Annotated in this window: 17 protein-coding genes; 6 read left to right on the top strand and 11 right to left on the bottom strand. The window is 60.8% G+C overall.

Annotation, left to right across the window (positions count from 1 at the left end):
- The first annotated feature begins 65 nt into the window (after window positions 1-65).
- Window positions 66-1,517, top strand: a complete 1,452-nt coding sequence (locus tag EV561_RS14705) for an aldehyde dehydrogenase (protein ID WP_132522691.1) — start codon at window positions 66-68, stop codon at window positions 1,515-1,517.
- 134 nt (window positions 1,518-1,651) lie between these two features.
- Here EV561_RS14705 and EV561_RS14700 read toward each other — a convergent pair whose 3' ends face one another.
- Window positions 1,652-3,547, bottom strand: coding sequence for a methyl-accepting chemotaxis protein (locus tag EV561_RS14700; RefSeq protein WP_132522690.1), 1,896 nt, complete (start codon window positions 3,545-3,547; stop codon window positions 1,652-1,654).
- 513 nt (window positions 3,548-4,060) lie between these two features.
- Window positions 4,061-5,080, bottom strand: a complete 1,020-nt coding sequence (locus EV561_RS14695; RefSeq protein ID WP_132522689.1) for an amidohydrolase family protein — start codon at window positions 5,078-5,080, stop codon at window positions 4,061-4,063.
- Window positions 5,081-5,194: 114 nt separating this feature from the next.
- Between EV561_RS14695 and EV561_RS14690 the strand changes: the two genes are divergently transcribed.
- The 5 genes from EV561_RS14690 to EV561_RS14670 all read left to right on the top strand — a co-directional run bounded on the left by EV561_RS14690 (window position 5,195) and on the right by EV561_RS14670 (window position 12,775).
- The gene (locus tag EV561_RS14690) at window positions 5,195-6,133 is read left to right on the top strand and encodes a LysR family transcriptional regulator (protein ID WP_132522688.1); all 939 of its coding nucleotides are present in this window, start codon (window positions 5,195-5,197) and stop codon (window positions 6,131-6,133) included.
- A 129-nt stretch (window positions 6,134-6,262) separates the two neighbouring features.
- Window positions 6,263-7,876 (top strand): FAD-dependent monooxygenase, encoded by a 1,614-nt coding sequence (locus EV561_RS14685; RefSeq protein ID WP_132522687.1) that lies wholly within the window; start codon window positions 6,263-6,265, stop codon window positions 7,874-7,876.
- A gap of 667 nt (window positions 7,877-8,543) precedes the next feature.
- The gene (locus tag EV561_RS14680; RefSeq protein WP_132522686.1) at window positions 8,544-10,283 is read left to right on the top strand and encodes an iron ABC transporter permease; all 1,740 of its coding nucleotides are present in this window, start codon (window positions 8,544-8,546) and stop codon (window positions 10,281-10,283) included.
- 185 nt (window positions 10,284-10,468) lie between these two features.
- Entirely contained in the window at window positions 10,469-11,551 is a 1,083-nt protein-coding gene (locus EV561_RS14675; protein ID WP_245512669.1) for an extracellular solute-binding protein, read from the top strand.
- 120 nt (window positions 11,552-11,671) lie between these two features.
- Entirely contained in the window at window positions 11,672-12,775 is a 1,104-nt protein-coding gene (locus tag EV561_RS14670) for an ABC transporter ATP-binding protein (protein ID WP_132522684.1), read from the top strand.
- 66 nt (window positions 12,776-12,841) lie between these two features.
- On the opposite strand, the gene EV561_RS14665 is transcribed toward EV561_RS14670, so the two are convergent.
- The 9 genes from EV561_RS14665 to pcaH all read right to left on the bottom strand — a co-directional run bounded on the left by EV561_RS14665 (window position 12,842) and on the right by pcaH (window position 21,535).
- Window positions 12,842-14,089, bottom strand: a complete 1,248-nt coding sequence (locus tag EV561_RS14665) for an MFS transporter (RefSeq protein WP_132522683.1) — start codon at window positions 14,087-14,089, stop codon at window positions 12,842-12,844.
- 169 nt (window positions 14,090-14,258) lie between these two features.
- Window positions 14,259-14,975, bottom strand: a complete 717-nt coding sequence (locus EV561_RS14660) for an ABC transporter ATP-binding protein (protein ID WP_132522682.1) — start codon at window positions 14,973-14,975, stop codon at window positions 14,259-14,261.
- On the bottom strand, window positions 14,956-15,720 hold the full coding sequence (locus EV561_RS14655) for an ABC transporter ATP-binding protein (protein ID WP_132522681.1): 765 nt from the start codon (window positions 15,718-15,720) through the stop codon (window positions 14,956-14,958). Before EV561_RS14655 ends, EV561_RS14660 begins: the two co-directional genes overlap by 20 nt.
- Entirely contained in the window at window positions 15,717-16,721 is a 1,005-nt protein-coding gene (locus EV561_RS14650) for a branched-chain amino acid ABC transporter permease (protein ID WP_132523299.1), read from the bottom strand. The genes EV561_RS14655 and EV561_RS14650 overlap by 4 nt, the downstream gene beginning before the upstream one ends.
- Window positions 16,721-17,584 carry a branched-chain amino acid ABC transporter permease gene (locus EV561_RS14645; protein WP_132522680.1) on the bottom strand — a complete coding sequence of 288 codons (864 nt, stop codon included), beginning with the start codon at window positions 17,582-17,584 and terminating at the stop codon, window positions 16,721-16,723. Before EV561_RS14645 ends, EV561_RS14650 begins: the two co-directional genes overlap by 1 nt.
- 253 nt (window positions 17,585-17,837) lie before the next feature.
- Entirely contained in the window at window positions 17,838-19,010 is a 1,173-nt protein-coding gene (locus tag EV561_RS14640; protein WP_132522679.1) for an ABC transporter substrate-binding protein, read from the bottom strand.
- Between the two features lie 103 nt (window positions 19,011-19,113).
- Window positions 19,114-20,163: a 3-carboxy-cis,cis-muconate cycloisomerase gene (locus tag EV561_RS14635; protein WP_132522678.1), complete on the bottom strand. Its 1,050-nt coding sequence runs from the start codon at window positions 20,161-20,163 to the stop codon at window positions 19,114-19,116.
- 8 nt (window positions 20,164-20,171) lie between these two features.
- Window positions 20,172-20,786 (bottom strand): protocatechuate 3,4-dioxygenase subunit alpha, encoded by a 615-nt coding sequence (pcaG, locus tag EV561_RS14630; protein WP_132522677.1) that lies wholly within the window; start codon window positions 20,784-20,786, stop codon window positions 20,172-20,174.
- Window positions 20,786-21,535, bottom strand: coding sequence for a protocatechuate 3,4-dioxygenase subunit beta (gene pcaH, locus EV561_RS14625; protein WP_132522676.1), 750 nt, complete (start codon window positions 21,533-21,535; stop codon window positions 20,786-20,788). The genes pcaG and pcaH overlap by 1 nt, the downstream gene beginning before the upstream one ends.

Raw genomic sequence — 21,535 nt, 5'->3', positions numbered from 1 at the left:
CGCCGGACAAATGGCGCCCAGGATAGGGAGCCGGCTATAAGTTTATTCCATCGGGAGGAAGGCAAATGAAGACTATCAATCTGAAAATAGGCGGTTCCGAAAGGCCGGCGACCGATGGTCGCACCTTTGAACGTCTCAATCCAATCGACGGCAAAACGGCGTCTGTAGCGGCAGCAGCGACGGTCGCCGATGCGCTTGCCTCGGCCGACGCTGCAGCGGCAGCGTTTCAGGCCTGGTCGGCACTTGGCCCGAATGCGCGTCGTGCAATTCTGCTTAAGGCAGCCGATGCGGTTATGGCGAAGGGCGATGAATTCGTCGAGGCAATGGCGACCGAAATCGGCGCGACAGTGCCTTGGGCGCGGTTTAACGTCGGTCTGGCTTCCTCCATGCTGAGGGAGGCAGCGTCGCTGACGACACAGATCACCGGACAGGTCATCCCCTCGGACAAGCCGGGCTGCCTTTCCATGGCCTTGAGAGAGCCGGCGGGCGTCTGCCTGGGCGTCGCGCCGTGGAACGCACCAGTCATCCTGGGTGTAAGAGCTTTGGCAACGCCGCTGGCATGCGGCAACACCGTTATATTCAAGGCTTCGGAAATCTGCCCGCGTACGCATTCGCTGATTGTCGACGCGCTGGAAGAAGGCGGAGTTCCTGCAGGCGTGGTCAGCTTCATCACCAACGCGCCGGAAGATGCAGCCGAGATCGTGGGCGCTCTGATCGACCATCCCGAGGTTCGGCGCATTAATTTTACCGGCTCGACCAAGGTTGGACGGATTATCGCGGAACGTGCGGCAAGAAACCTGAAGCCGGTCCTGCTCGAGCTTGGCGGCAAGGCTCCGCTGCTGGTGCTGAGGGATGCCGATATCGACGAGGCGGTCAAGGCTGCAATCTTCGGCGCGTTCTTCAACCAGGGCCAGATCTGCATGTCGACCGAGCGCATCATCGTTGTCCCCGAAATTGCGGAGGAGTTCGTTTCGAAATTCGTGGAGCGCGCGAAAGTCCTTACCGCAGGCAATCCAATCGAGGGAAAAGCGCCGCTTGGCGCCGTTGTCGATGTGAGCACGGTTCGAAAGGTGGAGGCGTTGATCGCGGATGCATCCTTGAAGGGAGCAACGGTAACTAGCGCCGGTTTGACGGAAGGGGTCTTGATGCCCGCGCAGGTCGCCGATCGGGTTACCCGGGAGATGCGTCTCTATTCGGAAGAAAGCTTTGGGCCGGTGGTTGCCATCGTCCGGGCAAAGGACGAAGAGGATGCTATACGCCTTGCCAATGATAGCGAATATGGGCTTACGGCCGCAGTCTTCAGCCGCGATACGGCGCGGGCGATAGCGGTGGCGCGGCGCATTAGGTCAGGCATCTGCCACATCAACGGCGCGACGGTACATGACGAAGCGCAGATGCCTTTCGGCGGCACCAAGGCGTCAGGATACGGTCGCTTCGGCGGCACGGCGGGAATTGCTGAATTCACCGATCTGCGATGGATCACAATGGAGACCATGCCGGGACAGTTTCCGCTTTAATTCCCCGAGGCTTCGACTGAAGGCGATGTTGAGATCGCCTTCAATTGTCGTTCGGCCGGATCGCAGGGCAGCGGACGCCATCGACCCCGAGCAGGCACTCGCGTCAGATCCTGTCCGACGCGAGATCGCCAACATTATGCGGCATTGCCGATATGATTATAGTTCCCGGAATAAGCCTCGCGGCGCCCGCGCGTATCTTGCGCGACATTTCCGTTCCGCGACCGTCCTGTGGACATGCTGGAGCTTGGCTTCATCTTGAAGCGATCGATGAGATCCTTCAGATGCGCGGCCTCTGCCGCCAGGGTCGCACTTGCGGCATTGGTCTCTTCCACCATTGCTGCATTCTGCTGCGTGACCTGGTCCATCTGATTAACCGCGGTATTCACTTCGGAGAGGCCGGTCGACTGCTCCCGCGACGAGGTCGCGATCGCATCCATATGCTGGTTGATGGTAACGATCAGGCTTTCGATTGCCCTCAGCGCATCACCCGTATCTCTTACGAGCTTTACGCCGCCCTGAACTTCTACCGAGGACTTGCCGATCAGATCCTTGATCTCCTTGGCGGCCTGTGCAGACCGCTGCGCCAGTTCGCGAACCTCCTGGGCGACGACCGCGAAGCCCTTGCCTGCCTCGCCGGCACGTGCCGCCTCGACGCCGGCATTGAGGGCCAGCAGGTTCGTCTGGAAGGCGATTTCGTCGATCACACCAATGATGTTGGAGATCTGGTTGGAAGATTGTTCGATCTTGTGCATTGCCTCGACCGCAGCGGCGACGACGGCACCCGACTGGGCGGCGCTATGGTTGGCCCGCAGAGCGATCTGGCGCGCCTCTTCAGCACGCTGCGAGGAGTTCGAAACATTGACGGTAATCTGGTCGAGAGCCGCCGCAGTTTCCTCGAGAGATGCCGCCTGATGTTCAGTCCGCTTGGAAAGATCGTCGGCTCCCTGCCCGATTTCCCGGGTACCGCTGCCGATCGTAGCAGCAGCATTTGCGACGGCGCCAAGTGTCGCGTCCAGCTGAGATACGGCATTGTTGAGATCGTGGCGAAGTGTTTCAAAGTCCGGCGCGAAGGGCTCTGACAGCTCAAAGCTAAGATCGCCCGCTGCAAGAAGGCGCAGACCTGATGCAAGGCCAGCCGTCGCTTCCGTAAGGCGTGCCTGCGCCGATGCTTCGGCTTCGGCGGTCACCCGTATGCGCTCGTTTTCGGCCTCGATACGATTTGCCTCGGCCTCCGCTTCCAACCGCTTGTTGGAAATTGCGGCCTGGCGAAATACTTCGACGGCTCTTGCCATTCCGCCAATCTCGTCGGCTCGATCGGCTCCGGCAATCGTCGATGCGGTATCGCCGGATGCGAGATTGAGCATTGCCTTGGTCATTCTGCCGATGGGATTGGCGATACCCGTGATGCCGAAGATCGAAGCGCCGCAGATGAGGAGGGCGCTCACACCGAGGATCGACCAAAGCAACAGGATTGCGTTGTCATATTGGGCGCGGCTTTCAACCAGGGCTGCGTCCGCGCCATCCTGGTTGAGCTTCGTGATGTTATCGATGTCCTTCGCCAAAGCATCCGCGATCGGTCCGAGGTTGGTTTTGAACTCGATGGTCGCTTCATCACGCTTGCCGGCTTTTGCCATCGAAACGATCTTCTGGCCTTCCGCGGTGTAGGCGTCGATGGATTTTACTACCCCATCAAAGGCCTTTTGCTCATCCGGCGAATTCACCAGCTTCTTGTAGTCATCGGCGGATTGGCGAAGCGCGGCTTCTTTGTCGGTAATCTTCTTGATGAACACGGCCGTGTCTTCGGGCGAGCTGGCCGGAATAATATCGAGATAGGATCCTCGCAGCGAATATCGCGCGATCTGGATGTCTTTTGCCTTCGATATGCTGGGCTGATAATCGGTTGCGAATTCTTCCGTATTGCCGGCCAGCGTCGTCAGCGCGGTCAAGGAAAAATATGCGATTGCGCCGAACAGGATGGCGAAGACTGAGAATATGGCAATCAGTGCGGATTTGATATTTGGCCGTTTCATTTGAAGTCCCAAAAATTTACGGCGGCCGGCATGACGACGCCACCGAGTAAATGGAAATTTTTTGCTTGATTCATTCAGCGGTGCGCGTTCGTCGTGATGACGGATTTAATGAGAATTAAAGCAAAATTTCTAAGGTCTCGTTAATATCGAAGGCGAGAAATTCTGTTCTATTTTCGCGAAGGCGCTCGCTACATTAGTATATGTAGAAGAATCTGGGGGAATTGATCTTATTTTTTAATATATCCACCAGGTATGCTCAAGATCTTCTAGATATATTGAAATGACTAGCCGGACCTGTTTCGTCAGGTCGGCTTCAGGCCGAGGCGGCCAGCTTTCTCAAGCGTGAGAAATATGTGACAAAAGGGTCATTTTGTCCAGCGGATTTTTTGGTTTATCTCATAATGTAAGATTTTTGCATGCGTTGGCATGCCGCCGACCGCGCTGCACGGCTGGCGGTGCAAGAGCCGGCATCGTGGATCAATGCCGGCTCTTCCTCGGTTCGTTTGCGGCCAGTCAGTGAAGATCGCCGAGTCCGAACAGCGTTGCGGCGTTGCGGAAGCAGATTTTTTCCATATCTCCCTGCGACAGGTCGAGGCCATTGAGGATCCTCAGCGTATCGCGGATATAGCCGGGGCCTTTTTCCGGATCGAACGGTGAATCCGAGGCGAAGAGCACGCGATCGACGCCGTAGAATTCAAGTCCGCAAAGCGTGGCGGCGCGAGAACCGAAGACGGCTGTATCGGCGTAAAAATCCTTGAAATAGTCGAGCGGGCGCTTCTTGAGGCTGTTCAGCACCAGTGTCAGATCCTCGTCGGAGGTGCGCTTGCCGAGCTGATCCCATCCGGGCCCGACGCGTCCCTCGAAGAACGGAACCATGGCGCCCATGTGGTGGGCGACGATCTTGAGGTCGGGCAGTCGGTCCATGAAGCCGGAAAAGACGAGGCGGGCCATCGCGGCGCTCGTCTCGTATGGCCAGCCGAAGGTCCACCAGATCTCGTACTTGGATTTGGTCTCTGTCAAATAGTCGGGCATGTTGGCGCCGCGCGACGGGTGCAGCAACATAGGCTTGCGATGCTTGGCGGCGACTTCGAATATCTGGAAGAAGCGTTCCTCGTCGAGCGGCGCGCCGTTGATGTTGCTATGGATTTGCAGCCCGTTGGCGCCCAGCTCGGTAAAGGCGCGCTCGGCCTCGCGTGCGGCTGCCTCCGGTGCATTCATCGGCAAGGCTGCGACGAAACCCGCGAAGCGATCCGGATGGTCGCGCACGAGCTCGGCAAGGCCGTCATTGCCGAGGCGGGCAAGCTCGGTGGACACTTCGCCTGTGCCCATGGCCTCAAGCGGCGGCATGCCGAGCGAGAGAATCTGGCGGTAATTGGCAAATTCGTCCATGACACGGAAGCGTGTCTCGAGGTCGAAAATACAGGGAATGCCCTGCATACGCTTGCCGATATCCTTGCCGGCGCCGTCCAGCCGCTGGATGCGCTCCCAAAGCGCTTTCGGGAAAAAGTGATTGAATGCGTCGATATATTGCATGGCAATTCCTCCTGAAGTTCCGGGGCAGACTAGGAGGCGGCGAGCTGGTGGGCCAATACGGTTTACTTAGCTGAGCTATAAGCCTAGCTTATATCGAAAATCACGCGGTATGCCATGAACCTTCGCCAACTTCGCTATTTCATCACCGTCGCCCGCCTGGGTAGCCTGAGTGCCGCTGCCCGTATTCTCAACGTTTCACAGCCGGCACTTGGCTATCAACTCAAGGCTTTGGAGGGGGAGATGGAGGTGGTGCTCCTCCACCGCCATTCTCGAGGTGTGCGGATGACGGATGCCGGCCGGGTGTTATTCGAGAGCGGAATGAAGGCGCTGGAGGCCTTCTCGGAGGCAGAGCGTTCGCTGGCGCCTTTCGGCCGGTCGGCGGGTCGCCGACTGTTGCTCGGCGTGGCGCCGACGCCCGGGCGGGCATTGCTGCCCGATCTGTTGCCGCTTGCCGCCGGGGTCGGCCTGCAGATCGTCGCACGGCAGGGCATGAGCGATGAATTGAGCCAGGGGCTCCTGCAGGGGGATCTCGACGCGGTGCTCTGTTACAACGTTCCCGGCCTTGCGCAAGTCGATATCAAGCCACTCTACAAGGAAGACCTTTATCTGGTGGGCGAGCCTTCCGTCTTCGATGGCGCGGAGGAACCGGTGCCCTTCGACAGATTGGCGACACTGCCGCTCGTCCTCGATGGGAAAGTGCGGTCCATACGGCGCCTGATCGACGAGGTTGCGGCGACGCGCAAGACGCGCCTGGACCTGATCGAGGTCGAGCCGGCCAACGTCAAGCGCGAGATCATCATGCATCATGGGCGCTGTACCATCGTTCCCTACGGGCTTTTTCTCGATGAAATCAGGGAGGGGCGGGTGGCTGCGCGACGAATCGTGGAGCCGGCGCTGGAGCGCGTTGTCATTCTCGGTGTCCGCCAGGATATCGCGGCGAAGGCAGCGTCGATGCTGCAGGCGCTGATGCAGCCGATTGTTGCGCGGATTCTGGACGGCGGCGCATTGCGGTGGTCCGCCCTCGACGGCGCGACAGACAAGGAGCATTCTTAAATTTATCCCACAATATAAGATTCATTATTGACGCGAAAATCTCGGCGACTGTACAAAGGCTCATCGAAGCTGCGGTTCGGCGAGTGCAGCCGTGCGGGGCGGTTTTGCGGATAGCTGAGTATGGGGATAATGATGAATCCAGATGTGCTTATCGTGGGCGCAGGCCCCGTCGGACTTACGCTGGCAATAGATCTCGGCCAGCGTGGCGTGAACTGCATGCTGATCGAGCAAAAGCCCGGACCGCAGTACCTTCCCAAGATGGAGCGCTGTAACGCGCGCACGATGGAGATCTTCCGTCGCATGGGCTTGTCGAGGAAAATCCGTGCTGCCGGGCTGGATGCCGATGTGCCGATGGATGTCTACGTCGTGCTTTCGATGAACGAGCCCCCGCTCCTGCATTTGCCCTATCCTTCGGTCAACGAGGCGCTTGCTGAGATCGACAGGGTCAACGACGGAACCCAACCGTTGGAACCTTATCAACTGATTTCGCAATATACGTTGGAACCGCTTCTTAAGTCGGTGGCGGAGGAATTGCCGAGCGTCACCGTCCGCTACGGCTGCGAATTCCTGTCGCTGGTACAGGACGAGAACGGGGTGAGCGCCAAAGTCGTCGATGCCGACGGACAGGTACAGGAAATTCGCGCAAAATATCTTGTCGGATGCGATGGCGGCGCAAGTCCGGTGCGCAAGCAGCTCGGCATCAAGCTTCGCGGAGAGGGCAATCTGCTGCAATTGCGCCAGGCCCTTTACTATAGCCCCGATCTCTACGACAAGATCCCGATCGGTCCCGGCGCGGGCAGGGGGCGGCACTACCACGTCGCCGATGGGCAGGCCACTTTCCTCATCATGCAGGACTCCACGAACCACTGGACGCTGCATGCCGTCGTGGAAAAGGACGAGGACATGGCGGCCCAGTTCGAAAAGGCCGTCGGCGTGCCTGTCGATTACGAGATGCTTTATGTCGGTCAATGGAAGCAGAACCTGTTGCTGGCCGACAGCTATGGCACCGGCCGCGTGTTTCTCGCGGGCGATTCCGCCCATCTCGTCATACCGACGGGTGGTCTCGGCATGAATACGGGCGTCGGCGACGCGGTCGATCTCGGCTGGAAACTGGCGGCCACCCTGCAGGGGTGGGGTGGGGCGAACCTGTTGCGCTCCTACGAGATCGAGCGCCGTCAGGTCGGCGATCGCAATGTCGGCGCTTCGCGCTATGCCTCGCTCGGCCGGCGCAAGTGGCGCTCGCAATATCGGCCCGATATCACCGAGGATACGCCCGAAGGGCAGGCGACACGCGACAATCTTGCCCGCATTGCCGATATCGAGCAGCGCAAGACCAACGAGATGATCGGCGCCGAACTCGGCTATCGCTACGTGGGCTCGCCAATCATCTGGGAGGAGCCGGGCGGACCGGAGCATCTCTTCCGCGACTATGTGCCGACCACATGGCCCGGCGCGCGCCTGCCGCATGTGTGGCTTGCTCCCGGCGAGCCGGTCCAGGACAGGATCAAATCCGGCTATACGCTGCTGCGGCTCGGCAATACACAGGCCGATACATCAGGCATCGAGAAGGCCTTCCGTTCGATTGGCGCACCGTTTGATGTCCTCGATATCGCCTCCGAACAGGCCCGCCAGGTCTACAGCCATGACCTTCTGCTTCTGCGGCCCGACATGCATGTCGTCTGGCGCGGTAACCAGGCACCGGAAGATGCCGCCACACTTGCCGCGGTCGCTACGGGCCACTGAGCCCGAGACCGGGTTGCTTCCACGACGGGGCCTCCGGGCGATTGCGATCATCCGAGAGGTCAAACTGCTGCTTGGATCCCGGGTGATCGGCGGAATGCGCATCCTTCGGTCACCCGATAATTCGCCGCGCCTGCAGCAGCAGCTATTGGGGCTGCTACCGCGAAAAACTTAGGGCTTGCTAAATCCTATTATCTTGGACAGGCAATCCGCGTAGCCATAGGTTTCCTCAACTCGCAGCCCGATGCGCGACATCGGACGGCAGCCATACTCCGCTTGCGGGGTGAGGCGCGAGCGGAATTCGTCTCAGGAGGAGGAGACTTGTGAGGAACCCATTGGTGGCTGCACCAACAGCCGCGCCCGCTATACCTACATCATCGGTACTGCCGCTGGCTTCGTTGAAAGCTGAGATGTGGGCGGCCGGGCCGAGCTGTCGGCTTTATCGGGAATGGAAGCCTCGCGTCCTGCCTTTTGATCATCCGCACAACCATGAACGTCGCCACGGCCATGATGGCCGTCGTCGCGACAGTGGCTGCGGCCGCTCGCAGGCTTATGCGCCTGTGAACGGCGCGCAGGCCGCGGGGCCATCCGAAGCGACGCGACAGGCATCCATAGCCGCCGCCGTCGCCTTGGAGGCGTCGGCCAAAAGACATGTACCAGGAGGAAGTGAATGACGGTGCAACAGGAATATGCAGAGGAGACGGTTCCGCTGAACGGTCCACGCTTCGACGCTAAATGGATCGTCATCGGTATTGTCGTCGCTGTTATCGCGTGGCTCGCGCTTGTGCCGCTCGTCTTTCTCATCTGGCAGAGCTTTTTCACGCCGGGCACCGCGACCTCGCCTGCCGTTGCCACTTTTGGCAATTATGTAGAGGCCTATTCCAATCCTGAGACGTTCCGCCTCTTCGTCAATTCGTTGATCTTCGCCTCGGGCACGGCCACGCTGTCGCTGGTTGTCGGCGGCTTCTTCGCCTGGCTGAACGAGCGGACGAATACGCCGTTCAAGATGCTGTTCTACGCCGCCTCGATCGTGCCGCTGGTCATCCCGAGCATCCTCTTCACCGTTGCCTGGATCATGCTGGCAAGCCCGAAGATCGGCATTTTCAACCTGCTCGCCCGCAGCATGTTCGGCATCAAGGAGCCGATCCTCAACATCTATTCGATGAGCGGGATGATCTGGGTGGACGGGCTGCATTATTCGCCGATCGCCTTCCTGCTGATGTCGGCGGCGTTTCGTGCCATGGACCCGTCGCTTGAGGAATCCGCAATGATGAGCGGCGCCTCCATTCGCCAGATCGCGATGCGCATCACCTTCAGGCTGGCCTGGCCGGCGGTTCTCGGCTCCTTCCTGATCCTTTTCGTGCGGTCGCTCGAGTCCTTCGAGGCGCCGGCGCTGCTCGGACTTCCCGTTGGCATCCAGGTCTTCACCTCGTCGATCTACAAGGCGATCCACGAATATCCGAGCAATGTCGGGCTGGCTTCCGCTTACGCGATTACGCTTCTCGCCATCGCCTCTATCGGCATCTACTTCCAATCCCGCCTGAGCGCCCGGGGCAGTCGCTACTCCACCGTTACGGGCAAGGGTTTTCGGCCGCGCCCGATGGATCTCGGCGCGTGGCGGGTTCCCGCTGGCTGCGTGCTCGTCTTCTATATGCTCCTGGTCGTGGTGTTGCCCTTCCTCGTATTGCTGTGGTCGTCGCTGCAGAAATATTACAGCGTGCCCAGCTGGGCGGCACTGAAGAACGTCTCCTTCGCCGCCTATATCAAGATGATCAACTACCCGACGGTCGATCGCGCGGTCTTCAATAGCCTGCTCCTCTCGCTGGGATCCGCCTTCATCGTCATGCTGATGACCTCGATCATCTGTTGGATCGTCGTCAGGACGAAGCTTCCAGGACGTTGGCTGCTCGACAATCTCACCTCGCTGCCGATGGTCTTCCCCGGCCTCGTCCTCGGTCTGTCGGTGATGATCTGCTACCTCTATCTCGACATCGGGATCTACGGGACGCTGTGGATCATGCTGATCGCCTACGTCACGCGCTTCATGCCCTACGGCATGCGTTACAACATGACGTCGATGCTGCAGATCCACCGCGAACTCGAGGAGTCGGCAGCGATGAGCGGAGCGGGCTGGCTCACGACCTTCTGGCGCATCCTTTTGCCGTTGCTGAAGCCCGGCTTGCTTGCCGGCTGGATCTACGTGGTCGTCGTGTCAGTACGCGAACTGTCAAGCTCGGTGCTTCTTTACAGCTCCGGCTCGGAAGTCGTGTCGATCGTCATCTGGGAGCTCTGGCAGAACGGCCAGTATGTCGAGCTTTCGGCATTCGGCGTCATGCTGATCGCCGCGCTCTTCGTCATCGTCATGATCGCCCAGCTCGTCGGCCGCCGTTTCGGGGTCAGCGAACGCTGATCTGCGCAAAGCCCCATCAGCCGTCGTCCCGGCGGCGACCGGGACGACGGCTGGCAAGGAACAGGCCGACCTCGCATACGCATGCCGCCCAATCAGGAGGAGCTCGCCGCCGGCAAAGTGGCGAGCAGAGAGAGGCGATGCGGCAGAAAGCCCCGCATCTGGTGACTACACAACAAAAGGAGGACATGACCATGCATTCTACCCGGACCGACAGGCGTTCCACCCGCTACACGCTCCGCCTCGCAGCTGCAGCGCTTGTTTCGCTGGCTGCGGCAGCCCCGGCTTTCGCCCAATCCACCATAGCCGATCTTGCCAAATATGATGGCGCGGACCGGATGGAGAAGCTGATTGCCGGCGCCAAGCAAGAGGGGACGCTGACGATCTACACATCGACGCCCGTGGACGACATCAATGCGATTACCGACGCCTTCACCAAGAAGTATGGCATCAAGGTCGACGTCTGGCGCGGAAGCTCGGAAGACCTGCTGACCCGCGGCGTGACCGAAACCAAGGCCGGTCGCTACACCGCCGACGTCTACGAAACCGACGGTCCCGGATTGGAAGCACTGACACGCGAACAGATGCTGCAGCCGGTATCCAGCCCCACGTTCAAGCAGCTGATGCCGCAGGCGGTCCAGGATCACAATAACTGGGTGGGCACGCGCCTCAACGTCATGACCTCGGCCTACAACACCAATCTCGTGGACGCCTCTTCCGTTCCCAAGACGTGGACGGATTTCCTCGATCCGCAATGGAAGGGCAAGCTCGGCGTCGAGGCCGAGGATTACGACTGGATGGCTGCAATCGTAAAGCGCTTCCCCTCGGAACAGGAAGGCCTTGATTTCTTCCGCAAGCTCGTCAGCACGAACGGCCTCTCTGTGCGTTCCGGCCATACGCTGCTGACCAATCTGGTCGCTTCCGGCGAAGTGCCGCTCTCGATGACGGTCTACGAATATAAGGCGCAGCAGTTGAAGGCGGATGGAGCGCCCGTCGACTGGTTCGGCATCTCGCCGATCCCTTCGCGCGTCAACGGCATCGGCGTCTCCGCCCATGCGACGCACCCGAACGCCGCGCTGCTCCTCCAGGAATTCGAAATGACCGATGCGCAGGCGATCCTCGTCAAGCGGGGCTTCACGGCAACCAACCTTACTCTGTTCCCGCTGCCGAAGGGCGTCAGCCTCGACGTCATCGATTCCAAGGTCGTTCTCGACGAAGGCAAGAAGTGGCAGGACCTCTTCGAGAAGATCGTCCTCCAGCAGCAGAAATAATGCAGCGGGCCGGAAGGGGAGGAGCATCGCCTTCCGGCCGTAAGACCATTGATGATCCACACTTTCGGGTGTGCCGGTTCCGATCCACCGGCACACGATCCGCCAGGAGAAGAAATCGCCATGCTTTCCGTCAGAGAACTCTGCACCGAATATCCCGACAAGAACGGAAACGTCGTCAAGGCCGCCCAGGACGTTGCCTTCGAAATTCCCGAAGGCAAGCTCTTCACATTGCTCGGCCCGAGCGGCTGCGGCAAGACGACCACTCTGCGATCCATTGCCGGTCTCGAGCGACCGGTCGGCGGCACGATCGCGGTCGGCAATTCGATCGTCTATTCTTCCAGTCGCAAGGTTTTCGTGACGCCCAACAAGCGCAACTTCGGAATGGTATTCCAGAGCTATGCCATCTGGCCGCATATGAGCGTCTTTGAGAACGCCGCTTTTCCGCTGCGCGTCGGGCGAAAGCGCTTCAGCAAGCAGGAGATCGACGAGAAGGTGGGTCGCGTCCTGTCGGTCGTCGCGCTCGAAAATTTTTCAGGCCGAGAGGCGACAAAGCTTTCCGGAGGCCAGCAACAGCGTCTTGCTCTCGCACGCGCGCTGATCATGGAGCCGCGATTGCTGCTGCTCGACGAACCGCTTTCCAACCTCGATGCCAAGTTGCGCGACAAGATGCGCTTCGAGCTCAAGCGGCTGCAGCGAGAACTCAGCCTCACGACGATCTATGTGACGCACGATCAGCAGGAAGCGTTGGCTCTGTCTCATCAGATCGCTCTCATGAGCAGCGGTCGGATCGTCCAGCTCGGCACGCCGCGTGAGATCTACGAGAAGCCGGCGTCGCACTTCGCGGCCGATTTTGTCGGCACGACCAATTTTGTAGACGCCACCGTGCGGGGACGCGACTCTGAGAGCGACGCTTGGGTGGTCGACAGCCAGGTCGGCACGCTCCGTGTCCTGAATAATGATGCTCTGAAAGCGGGCGACAAGATCAGCCTTTCCATCCGCCCGGAAAACGTGCGCCTGCTGGAGCACGTGGAGCGCGACGCCACCGGTCATCTGTTGCAAGGCAGCGTCGACAGCAAGCTGTTCCTCGGCGAATTTGTTGACTTCCAGATCGATCTCGGGGGTATCAAGCTTCTCTCGCGTGCTCATCCCTCGCTCCGCACGCCGATCGGCGAGAAGATCTTCGTCGACATCCAGCCGGAACATTGCACGCTCGTCCGCAATTGAGGTGCTTTCCGAGGTATCACGGAAAGGCAGGAAGGAGCGGGGTTGCGCGAAACTCGCAACCCGCTTCTATTCGCGTGTCTCGGGAACGTACTTAATCAGCAGGCCGACCACGGCCACTGCGCATATCGATATGAACAGGAAGGACGCCCCGTAGTCCAACCGTGCCAACGTTACGAAAAGCATCGGGCTGAGTGTCGCGCCGCCCTGGCCGACAAAGCGCCATACCCCAAGAAATCGTCCCCGCGCTTCCGGGGGCGCGACATCGGCGCCGACGGTCTGGATTGAGCCTCCCGTTAGCGCCTGCAGAATAACAGCGATAAAAAACAGGACGATATACCAATCCAGCCCCAGCCCCATCCCGGTGGATACGCCGAGTGCGGCCATGGAAAGTGCAACCCCTCCGAAACCGGGGATCATCGTCCGCAGTCGGCCGTAACGATCCATCATCCACCCGGCAAGAAAGCCGATCGGCCATGCCAGCAAGGCCGCTCCGGTCGCCAGATACCCGATCTGCTGCGGACCCAGATGGTAGGCGAAGGCTGCGTAAAGATGCAGGAGATCGGCAAAAATAGGTCCCCTGGTCAGGCCGGCGAACAATGCGACGCCAAAGTAGGGCAAACGGGGAAGAATAATCTCTTTCCACGAAATGCCGGTCGCAGCACTTTTTTCGGAAGACTTTAAAATCGTTCGGCGTCCCCCGGCATCAGCGAAAAATAGGGTAGGAAGAAGCGAGACGAGCGCAAGGGCACCGAAAACAATGAAGGGTGACCGCGCCCCCCAAATGCTCGTTATCATGCCCCCCATGATGGGGCCGGCAAGCGCGCCTGTATTGTTCATGCCGAACATCCAGCTGACATGCTTGCCGCGTTCACGGGGAGCCGAACCTTGCGAAATCGCAGCCAGCCGGCCCATCAGCCACATCTGTGCTGCAAAGCCGTCCAGGAAGCGCAGGAGCAAAAGCTCCTGGAATGAGAACGCAAAGGCACAAAGAAAGGCCATGAGCGCTGTCAGCAAGGGACCAGCGATCATGATCGGGCGCCGGCCGAAGTGGTCGATGAGCCAGCCGCAGGGGAGGGTTCCGACGAGGTTGCCGAGAAGAAATGCTGTTATGATGCCACTTGCCGCGCCGAATTCGACACCGAATGATTTCGCCAGAGTGGGGATAGCCGGAACGGCGATCCCCGTACCAAGCGCCAAGACAAAGGCTGGCAGGTATGTGGAGTAGATCGCGTTTTTAGATGTGGCTTTCGGCTCGAGCTCCGGCGAACGCATGGTCGCTGAATCGCTGGAGGCGCCTGAATAACTCTCGGTCATCTGAAATTCTATTGTTGGGAAATTTGTAGATATCGAAGTTGACTACCCCGACCTAAGCCTCGGGGGCGCCGGATGTCCAGAAATTGGGTTTCCACGCCAATCAACTTCCCGTGTTGCGCGAAGTACTCCTTGTATCTGCCCGATGGGCGCTTCGAAGCCGCCCGCGCCGCTATTCCAACCCGCCAACGCCCAGCAATCGTTCGACTGCATCGCGATCCGCCGAAAGTGCTTGCGGTGTCCCGCTCCAGGCCAGCCGGCCACGTTCGAGGATGATTACCTGATCGGCGAAATCCAACGCGCTCTGGATCCGCTGCTCGACGAGCAGGATCGTCATATCGCCGCTCTTGGCGAGTTGCGCAAAAGCGGCCATCAGCTCCTCACAGATGACGGGCGCCAGTCCTTCCAGGGGTTCGTCGAGTAGGAGCACGTTCGGCCGTCCGAGAATGGTGCGGGCCGTCGAAAGCATCTGCTGCTCCCCGCCGGATAGCTGGGTTCCGAGGTTCTTGCGTCGCTCGCGCAGCCGCGGAAACATCTCGTATGCTTCGCTGATCGGGCTTTTCGGTCGCCCCTTCAGGCCGACGAAGAGATTTTCTTCGACCGTCAGCGTCGGAAAGATCGCCCTGTTCTGGGGCACGTAGCCGAGGCCGCCATGGGCGCGTTTTGCGCTTGCAAAGGCGGTGACGTCGGTGCCGCCGAGACGGATCGATCCACTATAGCGCCGGGTCTGACCGGCCAGCGTCGCAAGCAGGGTCGTCTTGCCCATGCCGTTGCGGCCGAGCACGGCAAGGCGGGCGCCCGACGGCGCGGAGAAGCTGACGCCCTCCAGCACCCGCGTCGGCCCATAGCCGGCCGAGAGATTGTCGACCTCAAGCGGCGTGGCCGGCATTGGCGTAGCTCCCCAGATAGGCTTCGCGGACGCGCTGGTCGCGGGTAACGTCGGATGGTGATCCGTCGAAGATGATGGTGCCCGCGGCCAGCACGATGACGCGCTTGGCGAAGCGGAAGACGAGGTCCATGTCGTGCTCGATCATCAGCACGGCGAGATCGGGCGGCAGATCCGCAAGCGCCCGCTCGATGCGCGCCGTATCGCTTTGCGGCACGCCGGCGGCCGGTTCGTCGAGCAGCAGCACTTTTGGCTTCAGAGCCATGGCGACGGCGATCTCGAGCAGCCTTTGCTGGCCATAGGCGATCTCGCCGACCTTGCGATGCATCAGCTCGCGAAGGCCGAGTGTGCCAAGCAATCCATCGACCTCGGCCATGACGTCGCCCATGGCCAGGAAATTGCCGAACATGCGGCCCGATCGCCCGGAATGCTGCAGGATGGCGAGGCCGACATGCTCGGCCGGCGTCATGTCGTGAAACAGCCGCGTGACCTGGAAAGAGCGGACGAGCCCGCGTCGAACGCGGCCGATCGCATCGACGCGCGTTACCGTCTCCCCATTGAGGCGCACCTCACCAGAGTCGGGGCGAAGATTGCCGGTCACGAGATTGACGAAGGTGGTCTTACCGGCGCCGTTCGGGCCGATCAGGGCGACGCGATCGCCCGGCGCCATCGACAGGTTGACGTCGTTGGTGACTGTGAGGCCACCGAAGGCCTTGCGCAGCCGGTTGACTTCGAAGACTGCGCTCATCGCGGCGCCTCCCTACGTCCGTTCAGGTAGGCAGCGGCGGTGCCATAGATGCCTTTGGGTGCAAACAACACGACGGCGATCAGCAGCGCGCCGACGATCGTCAGCCAATGGAAGGGATTGACCGAGGAGACGTAGTCCTCAAACAGCATGAAGACGATGGTTCCCGTCAGTGCGCCGAACAGCGATCCCGTGCCGCCGAGCACGAGCATGACCAACGCTTCGGCCGATTGCGTGAAGGACAGGCTGTCGAGGCCGACAACCTGCGTCGAGATGGCGTTGAGCGCGCCGCCGATGCCGGCGACCGCGCCTGAAATGACGTACATTTTGATCAAGGCAAGCTTGGGTGAGGCGCCCATGGCGCGGATGCGCAACGGGTCCTCCTTGATGCCGCGGCAGAGCATGCCGAAGGGTGAGCGCACGAGCAGGCGCAGCAGGAGGATGACGATCAGCAGGAGTGCTGCGCCGAAGAGATAGGCGGTGTGTCCATAGAGATCGAATTCGAAAATGCCGAACAGGGGATCGGTGGAAATGCCGGAAAGCCCGTCGCTGCCGCCCGTCCAATCCGAAGCCTTGTTGGCGAATTCATGGAACAGATAGACGAGCGCGATGGAGAGAACGAGCTGCGGCAGGCCATGCGCCCGCAGAATGATCACGCCGCAGATCAGCCCTGCAATCGCGCCGCCGGCCATGCCGGCCAGCGTCATCAGCAATGGATCGGTAATGCCGAAATGCGCCGAGGCAATGCCAGCAGCATAGGCGCCGGCGCCGAAAAGGGCGGCATGGCCGAGGGTCGCGATACCGCAATAGCCGACGACGAGATCGAGCGACAGGACAAGCAGCGCGATCGCGATCAGCCGCGTCAACAGCGCCAGATTGTCGGGAAATAGCAGGTAGCCGAGGCCTGTAAGCGCCGCAACGACGACGACAGCGATCAGATCGTGGCCGATGGAGCGACGCTGGCGGGAGGCGGCCGCATTGCTGGAGTTGAGGGTCAGCGCCATCATTTTGCCCTTCCGGCAAGGCCGCCAGGGAAGAGGCAGATCACCACGATGACGGCGAGATAGAAGAAGAATTCTCCGTATTCCGGCATGATGTAACGGCCGGTCGTGTCGATTGCGCCGAGAATCAGGCAGGCGGCGAGTGCACCGGGGATGGAGCCGGTTCCACCGACGGAGACGACGACGAGGAAGGTCACCATATAGCGTAGCGCATAATAGGGCTCGACCGGCAGCAGCTCCGCGCCGACCACGCCGCCGAAAGCGGCAAGCCCGACGGCGATGGCGAAGCTCACGGCATAGACGATCTCGGTGCGCACGCCGAGCGCGGCCGCCATTGCGGCATTGTCGACCGAGGCGCGCAATTTCACGCCGAAGCCGGTCTTTTCGATCGCATACCAGAGTACCGCCGCGACGATTAGGCCGCTGATGATGGCGAAGACGCGCTGGGTGCCGATGCTGCGGAAGCCAAGATTGACGGAGCCTTGCAGCTCAGGCGGCAGCGGGATTGTTTTTAAGGTTGGTCCAAAGACATAGTTGGCGATGCCGATGATGCAAAAGGTGATGCCGATGGTCATCAGCACCTGCGTCAGCTCCGGCGCCCCATAGATCCGGCGATAGAGCAGGCGCTCGATCGGAATGGCGATCACGATGGTGCCGACGACGGCGAGGATCACGGCAACGCCATAGCCGAGCCCGAGATCGCGCGCCGCATAGGAGGCGATATAGCCGCCGATCATGGCAAATCCGCCATGGGCCAGATTGGTCACACGCATCAGCCCCATGGTGACAGACAGCCCAATCGAGATGACGAACAGCACCATGCCGTAGGCCAGGGCATCGACCGCTATGCTGAGGACAGTTTGCATGTGGTTTAGCGTGTTCCTTGTTTTATCGAGAGCGGGCGTCTTGGGCCTGATGCCGCGCGGCCCCCTCATCCGCCTGCCGGCACCCGCCTGGGTCGACCCACCGGTCTCGACCTGTCCTTCGGCCCCCCATGGGGAGAAGAGACTCGCGACTCTGGCTTTCGCCCCAACTGGCGGTAATCACCGACGTTTCCCGCTCTCCATTTGGGGAGAGGGTAGGGTGAGGGGGCTCACCCGCGACGATCGCCGCTCTATCTCACTTCCCGGCCTTCAACCCCGGATCCCCCTGCTTCTCGAAGGTCTGGATCTCCTTGTTGTAATAGGTCCCGTCGGCGGCCTTGGCGACCTCGCGCAGATAGATGTTCTGCGTGATATGGCGGCTGTCAGGATCGATCGTGACCGGCCCGCGCGGGCTGACCCAGGAGAGGCCCTTCACCGCATCGACCGCCTTCTGGGCGTCCTGTTTGCCGCCGGTCGCCTCGATCATCTTGTAGATGACATGCATGCCGTCGAAGGCGCCTACCGCCGGGAAGGTGAGTTCGGCCGGGTTGCCGATCGCCTTGTCGGCGGCGGCGACGAAGGCCTTGTTTTCCGGTGAATCATGCGAGACGGCGTAGTGGAAGGTCGTCTGCATGCCGAGTGCCGCGTCACCGAGCGCCGGCAGATCGCTCTCCTGCGTCAGGTCGCCGGGGGCGATCAGTTGCACGCCAGCCGCCTTCAGGCCGTTTTCGTTGTAGGACTTGACGAAGCCGAGCGTGGTCGGGCCCGATGGCAGGAAGGCGAAGACCGCCTGTGCGCCGGAATCCTTGATACGCTGCATGATGGGGCTGAAATCATTGGTGGAGAGCGGCATCCTGATCGCGTCGACCACCTGACCGCCGGCGGCGGTGAAGCCGGCCTTGAAGGCGCTTTCCGCATCGATGCCCGGACCGTAGTCGCTGACGACGGAGATGACCTTCTTGATGCCCTTGTCGAAGGCGACCTTGGCCATCGGCGTCGAGGTCTGCCATGTCGTGAAGGAAGTGCGCACCACGAGCGGGCTCTTCTCAACGATCGCCGAGGTGGCGGCGTTCATGATCACCATCGGCACGTTGGCCTGCTTCAGGATCGGCGTGACGGCCATCGCATCGGGCGTAAAGTAGAAGCCGGCGAGATATTGTACATGCTCCTTGACGACGAGCTCCTGCGCCGAGGATTTAGATTGGGCGGGATCAGCCTGCGGCACGTCGCGATAGATGATTTCGACCGTGTCGTTGCCGACCTTGTTGCCATTCATGGCCATATAGGCATCGATGCCGGCCTTGAAGTTCTTGCCCTGGAGGGCAAAGGGGCCGGAAAACGGCCCGATGACCCCGACCTTGATCGTGTCGGCATTGGCGATGCCGCTCAATGCGAGCGCCGCTGCGGCGGCGATGATAAGACGCTTCATTTTCCCTCCTCCGGGGCACTGGCTCTTCTTTTGTCCAGGCCTCTCCAAATAGTCCGACCGCCGGCCAGGTGACGATATCATCCGTCCGCCGAGGGCAAAATTTCTAGTCGGCATTTCCGATCCGAATGATGCTCTTTATCAGTTCCTGCGCCAGTCGCAGCGCCGCGCCGCACGCGGTCGCCATTTGCGGCAGCACCAGCCATTCCAGGGTCCAGGCCGCGCCGGAGCGCTCCTGTTCATGAACCATCGACTGATGAAGCGCCGAGATCTGGACCGCATTGAACCGAGCAAGCGCCACCAGCGTCTCAGCCGCAACCGGGTTCTGCTTATGCGCCATCGCCGAGGAGCGGCCGCCGCCAGAAAGCGCGATCTCCGTTCCGCCCTGCGCCATCAGCGCGATATCCTGGCCGATCTTTCCGAGGCTACCCGATATCAGCGAAAACAGTCCGCCCAAATCGGCAATCCGGTCGCGTTGGCTCTGCCATTGCCGGGCGTCGGTGAGGTCCAGCTCCTGCGCGAGCGCCGCGCGAACCGCCGCGGCCTTGTCGCCCAGCTGATCGAGCGTACCGGCTGCGCCGCCGAACTGCAGCGGAAAACTCTCGTTGGTAAGCTGCTCGCGGTACCGGCTCAAAGGATTCTTCCAGGCGCGCAGCCGGTCCGAAACGCTCATCGGGATAGCGGCCTGCATGCGCGTATGAGCCATCAGCCTGTGCTTGCCGAACTGCCGCTCAAGCTCCTTCAGCATCTCCTCCAGCACGGACAGCCTTGCCGAGAGGAGAAAGCAGACCGCCTTCAGCCGGATCATCAGGCTGGTATCGATGACGTCCTGGCTCGTCGCGCCGAAATGAACGAAGCGAGCCTCATCGCCGCCGACAGCCCCGCGCAGCTGACTGACAAATGCGGGTACGACCACTCCGTCCGATGCCGTGCCCGCCTTCAGAGCGCTGATGTCCGGCTTGAAGGACGAACAGACCGCTGCGATGCGCGCCGCCGCTCCCTCAGGGATAACGCCTTTGCGCGCCTCGGCCTTCGCCAGCGCCGCCTCGAAGGAGAGCATGGCGCGGATATCGGCATCCGCAGAAAAATAGATGCTCATCTCCTCGTCGCCGAGCAGTCCGGACAAATAGGGATGATCGAAGGGCGAGACGCTCATGACGGGTTTCAGATGTCCAGGAACACCGTTTCCTTTTCGCCTTGGAGATGAATGTCAAACGTATAGGTTGCGCCGTCCTTCGTGGCAATCATCGTTGCCACACGCTCGCGATGTTCGATGCGGGCAAGCAGCGGGTCGGCCGCGTTCGCTTCTGTCTCCTCCGGGAAATACATGCGCGTATGCAGGCCGATATTGATGCCGCGGGCAACGATCCAGAAGGTGATGTGCGGGGCCATCCTGCGGCCGTCCTTATAGGGCACGATGCCGGGCTTGACCGTCTCGAAGCTGTAGACGCCATCTTCGGCACGCGTCGGGCAGCGCCCCCATCCGGTAAAGTTCGGATCGGCGGTGCCGCGCATTTCCGATGGGCTATTGTAGAGCCCTGACCTGTCGGCCTGCCAGATCTCGATGACGGCGTCTCGCACGAGGGAGCCGGCGCCGTCGAGGACGCGCCCGGTCACGGTGATCCGCTCCCCGAGCGTCTTGTCGTTCACCATCGTAGTGCCGAGGTCGCTGTCGTAGACACCGGATATATTGCAGAAATTCGGGGTCAGGCCGATATGGACATAGGGGCCGGCCGTCTGCGACGGCGTTTCCTTGAGGTAGCCGAGTTCCTGGGCCATCAGTTTCCCTCCGGTCTGTTTTCGAACATGGTCGAGCGGCGGCCGCGAAGGATGATGTCGAATTTGTAGGCGCGGGAATCCATGGGGATCGTATTGCCCCAGTCCAGCGGCGCGATCAGCTGCTCGATGGCGGCCCTGTCGGGGATGGTGCCGACGATCGGACATTTCCAGATCATCGGATCGCCCTCGAAATACATTTGCGTGATCAGCCGTTGCGCGAAACCGTGGCCGAAGATCGAGAAATGAATATGGGCAGGACGCCAGTCGTTGACGCCGTTCGGCCAGGGATAGGCGCCGGGTCGGACGGTGCGGAAGAAATAGTGTCCATCCTCATCGGTCACGGCGCGGCCGCAGCCGCCGAAATTCGGATCGATGGCGGCGAGATAGGTTTCCTTCTTGTGGCGATAGCGACCGCCGGCATTGGCCTGCCAGAATTCTACCAAAGCGCCCGGCACTGGCCGGCCGCGTTCGTCAAGTACGCGGCCATGAACGACGATGCGCTCGCCGATCGCGCTTTCGCCCGGCTTGGCGAAATTATGAATGAGGTCGTTGTCCAGCTCGCCCAGCATGGAGTGACCGAAGACCGGGCCAGTGATTTCTGAGATCGTGCTGTCGAGCGACAGGAGTGCCCTTTGAGGGGAGCGCAGTACCGAGGTCTTGTAGCCCGGTGTCAGGGCCGGCGCATGCCATGCGCGATCCCTTGCAAAGAAGGCGCCCGTTTCGGGCTTGCGGTTCGGTCTGTCGCTCAT

The organism is Rhizobium sp. BK376, assembly GCF_004341625.1.
In the GTDB taxonomy this organism is placed as follows: Bacteria; Pseudomonadota; Alphaproteobacteria; order Rhizobiales; family Rhizobiaceae; genus Rhizobium.
The sequence above is the reverse complement of the archived record's forward strand: the minus strand, read 5'-3'. Positions and strand labels throughout refer to the sequence as shown.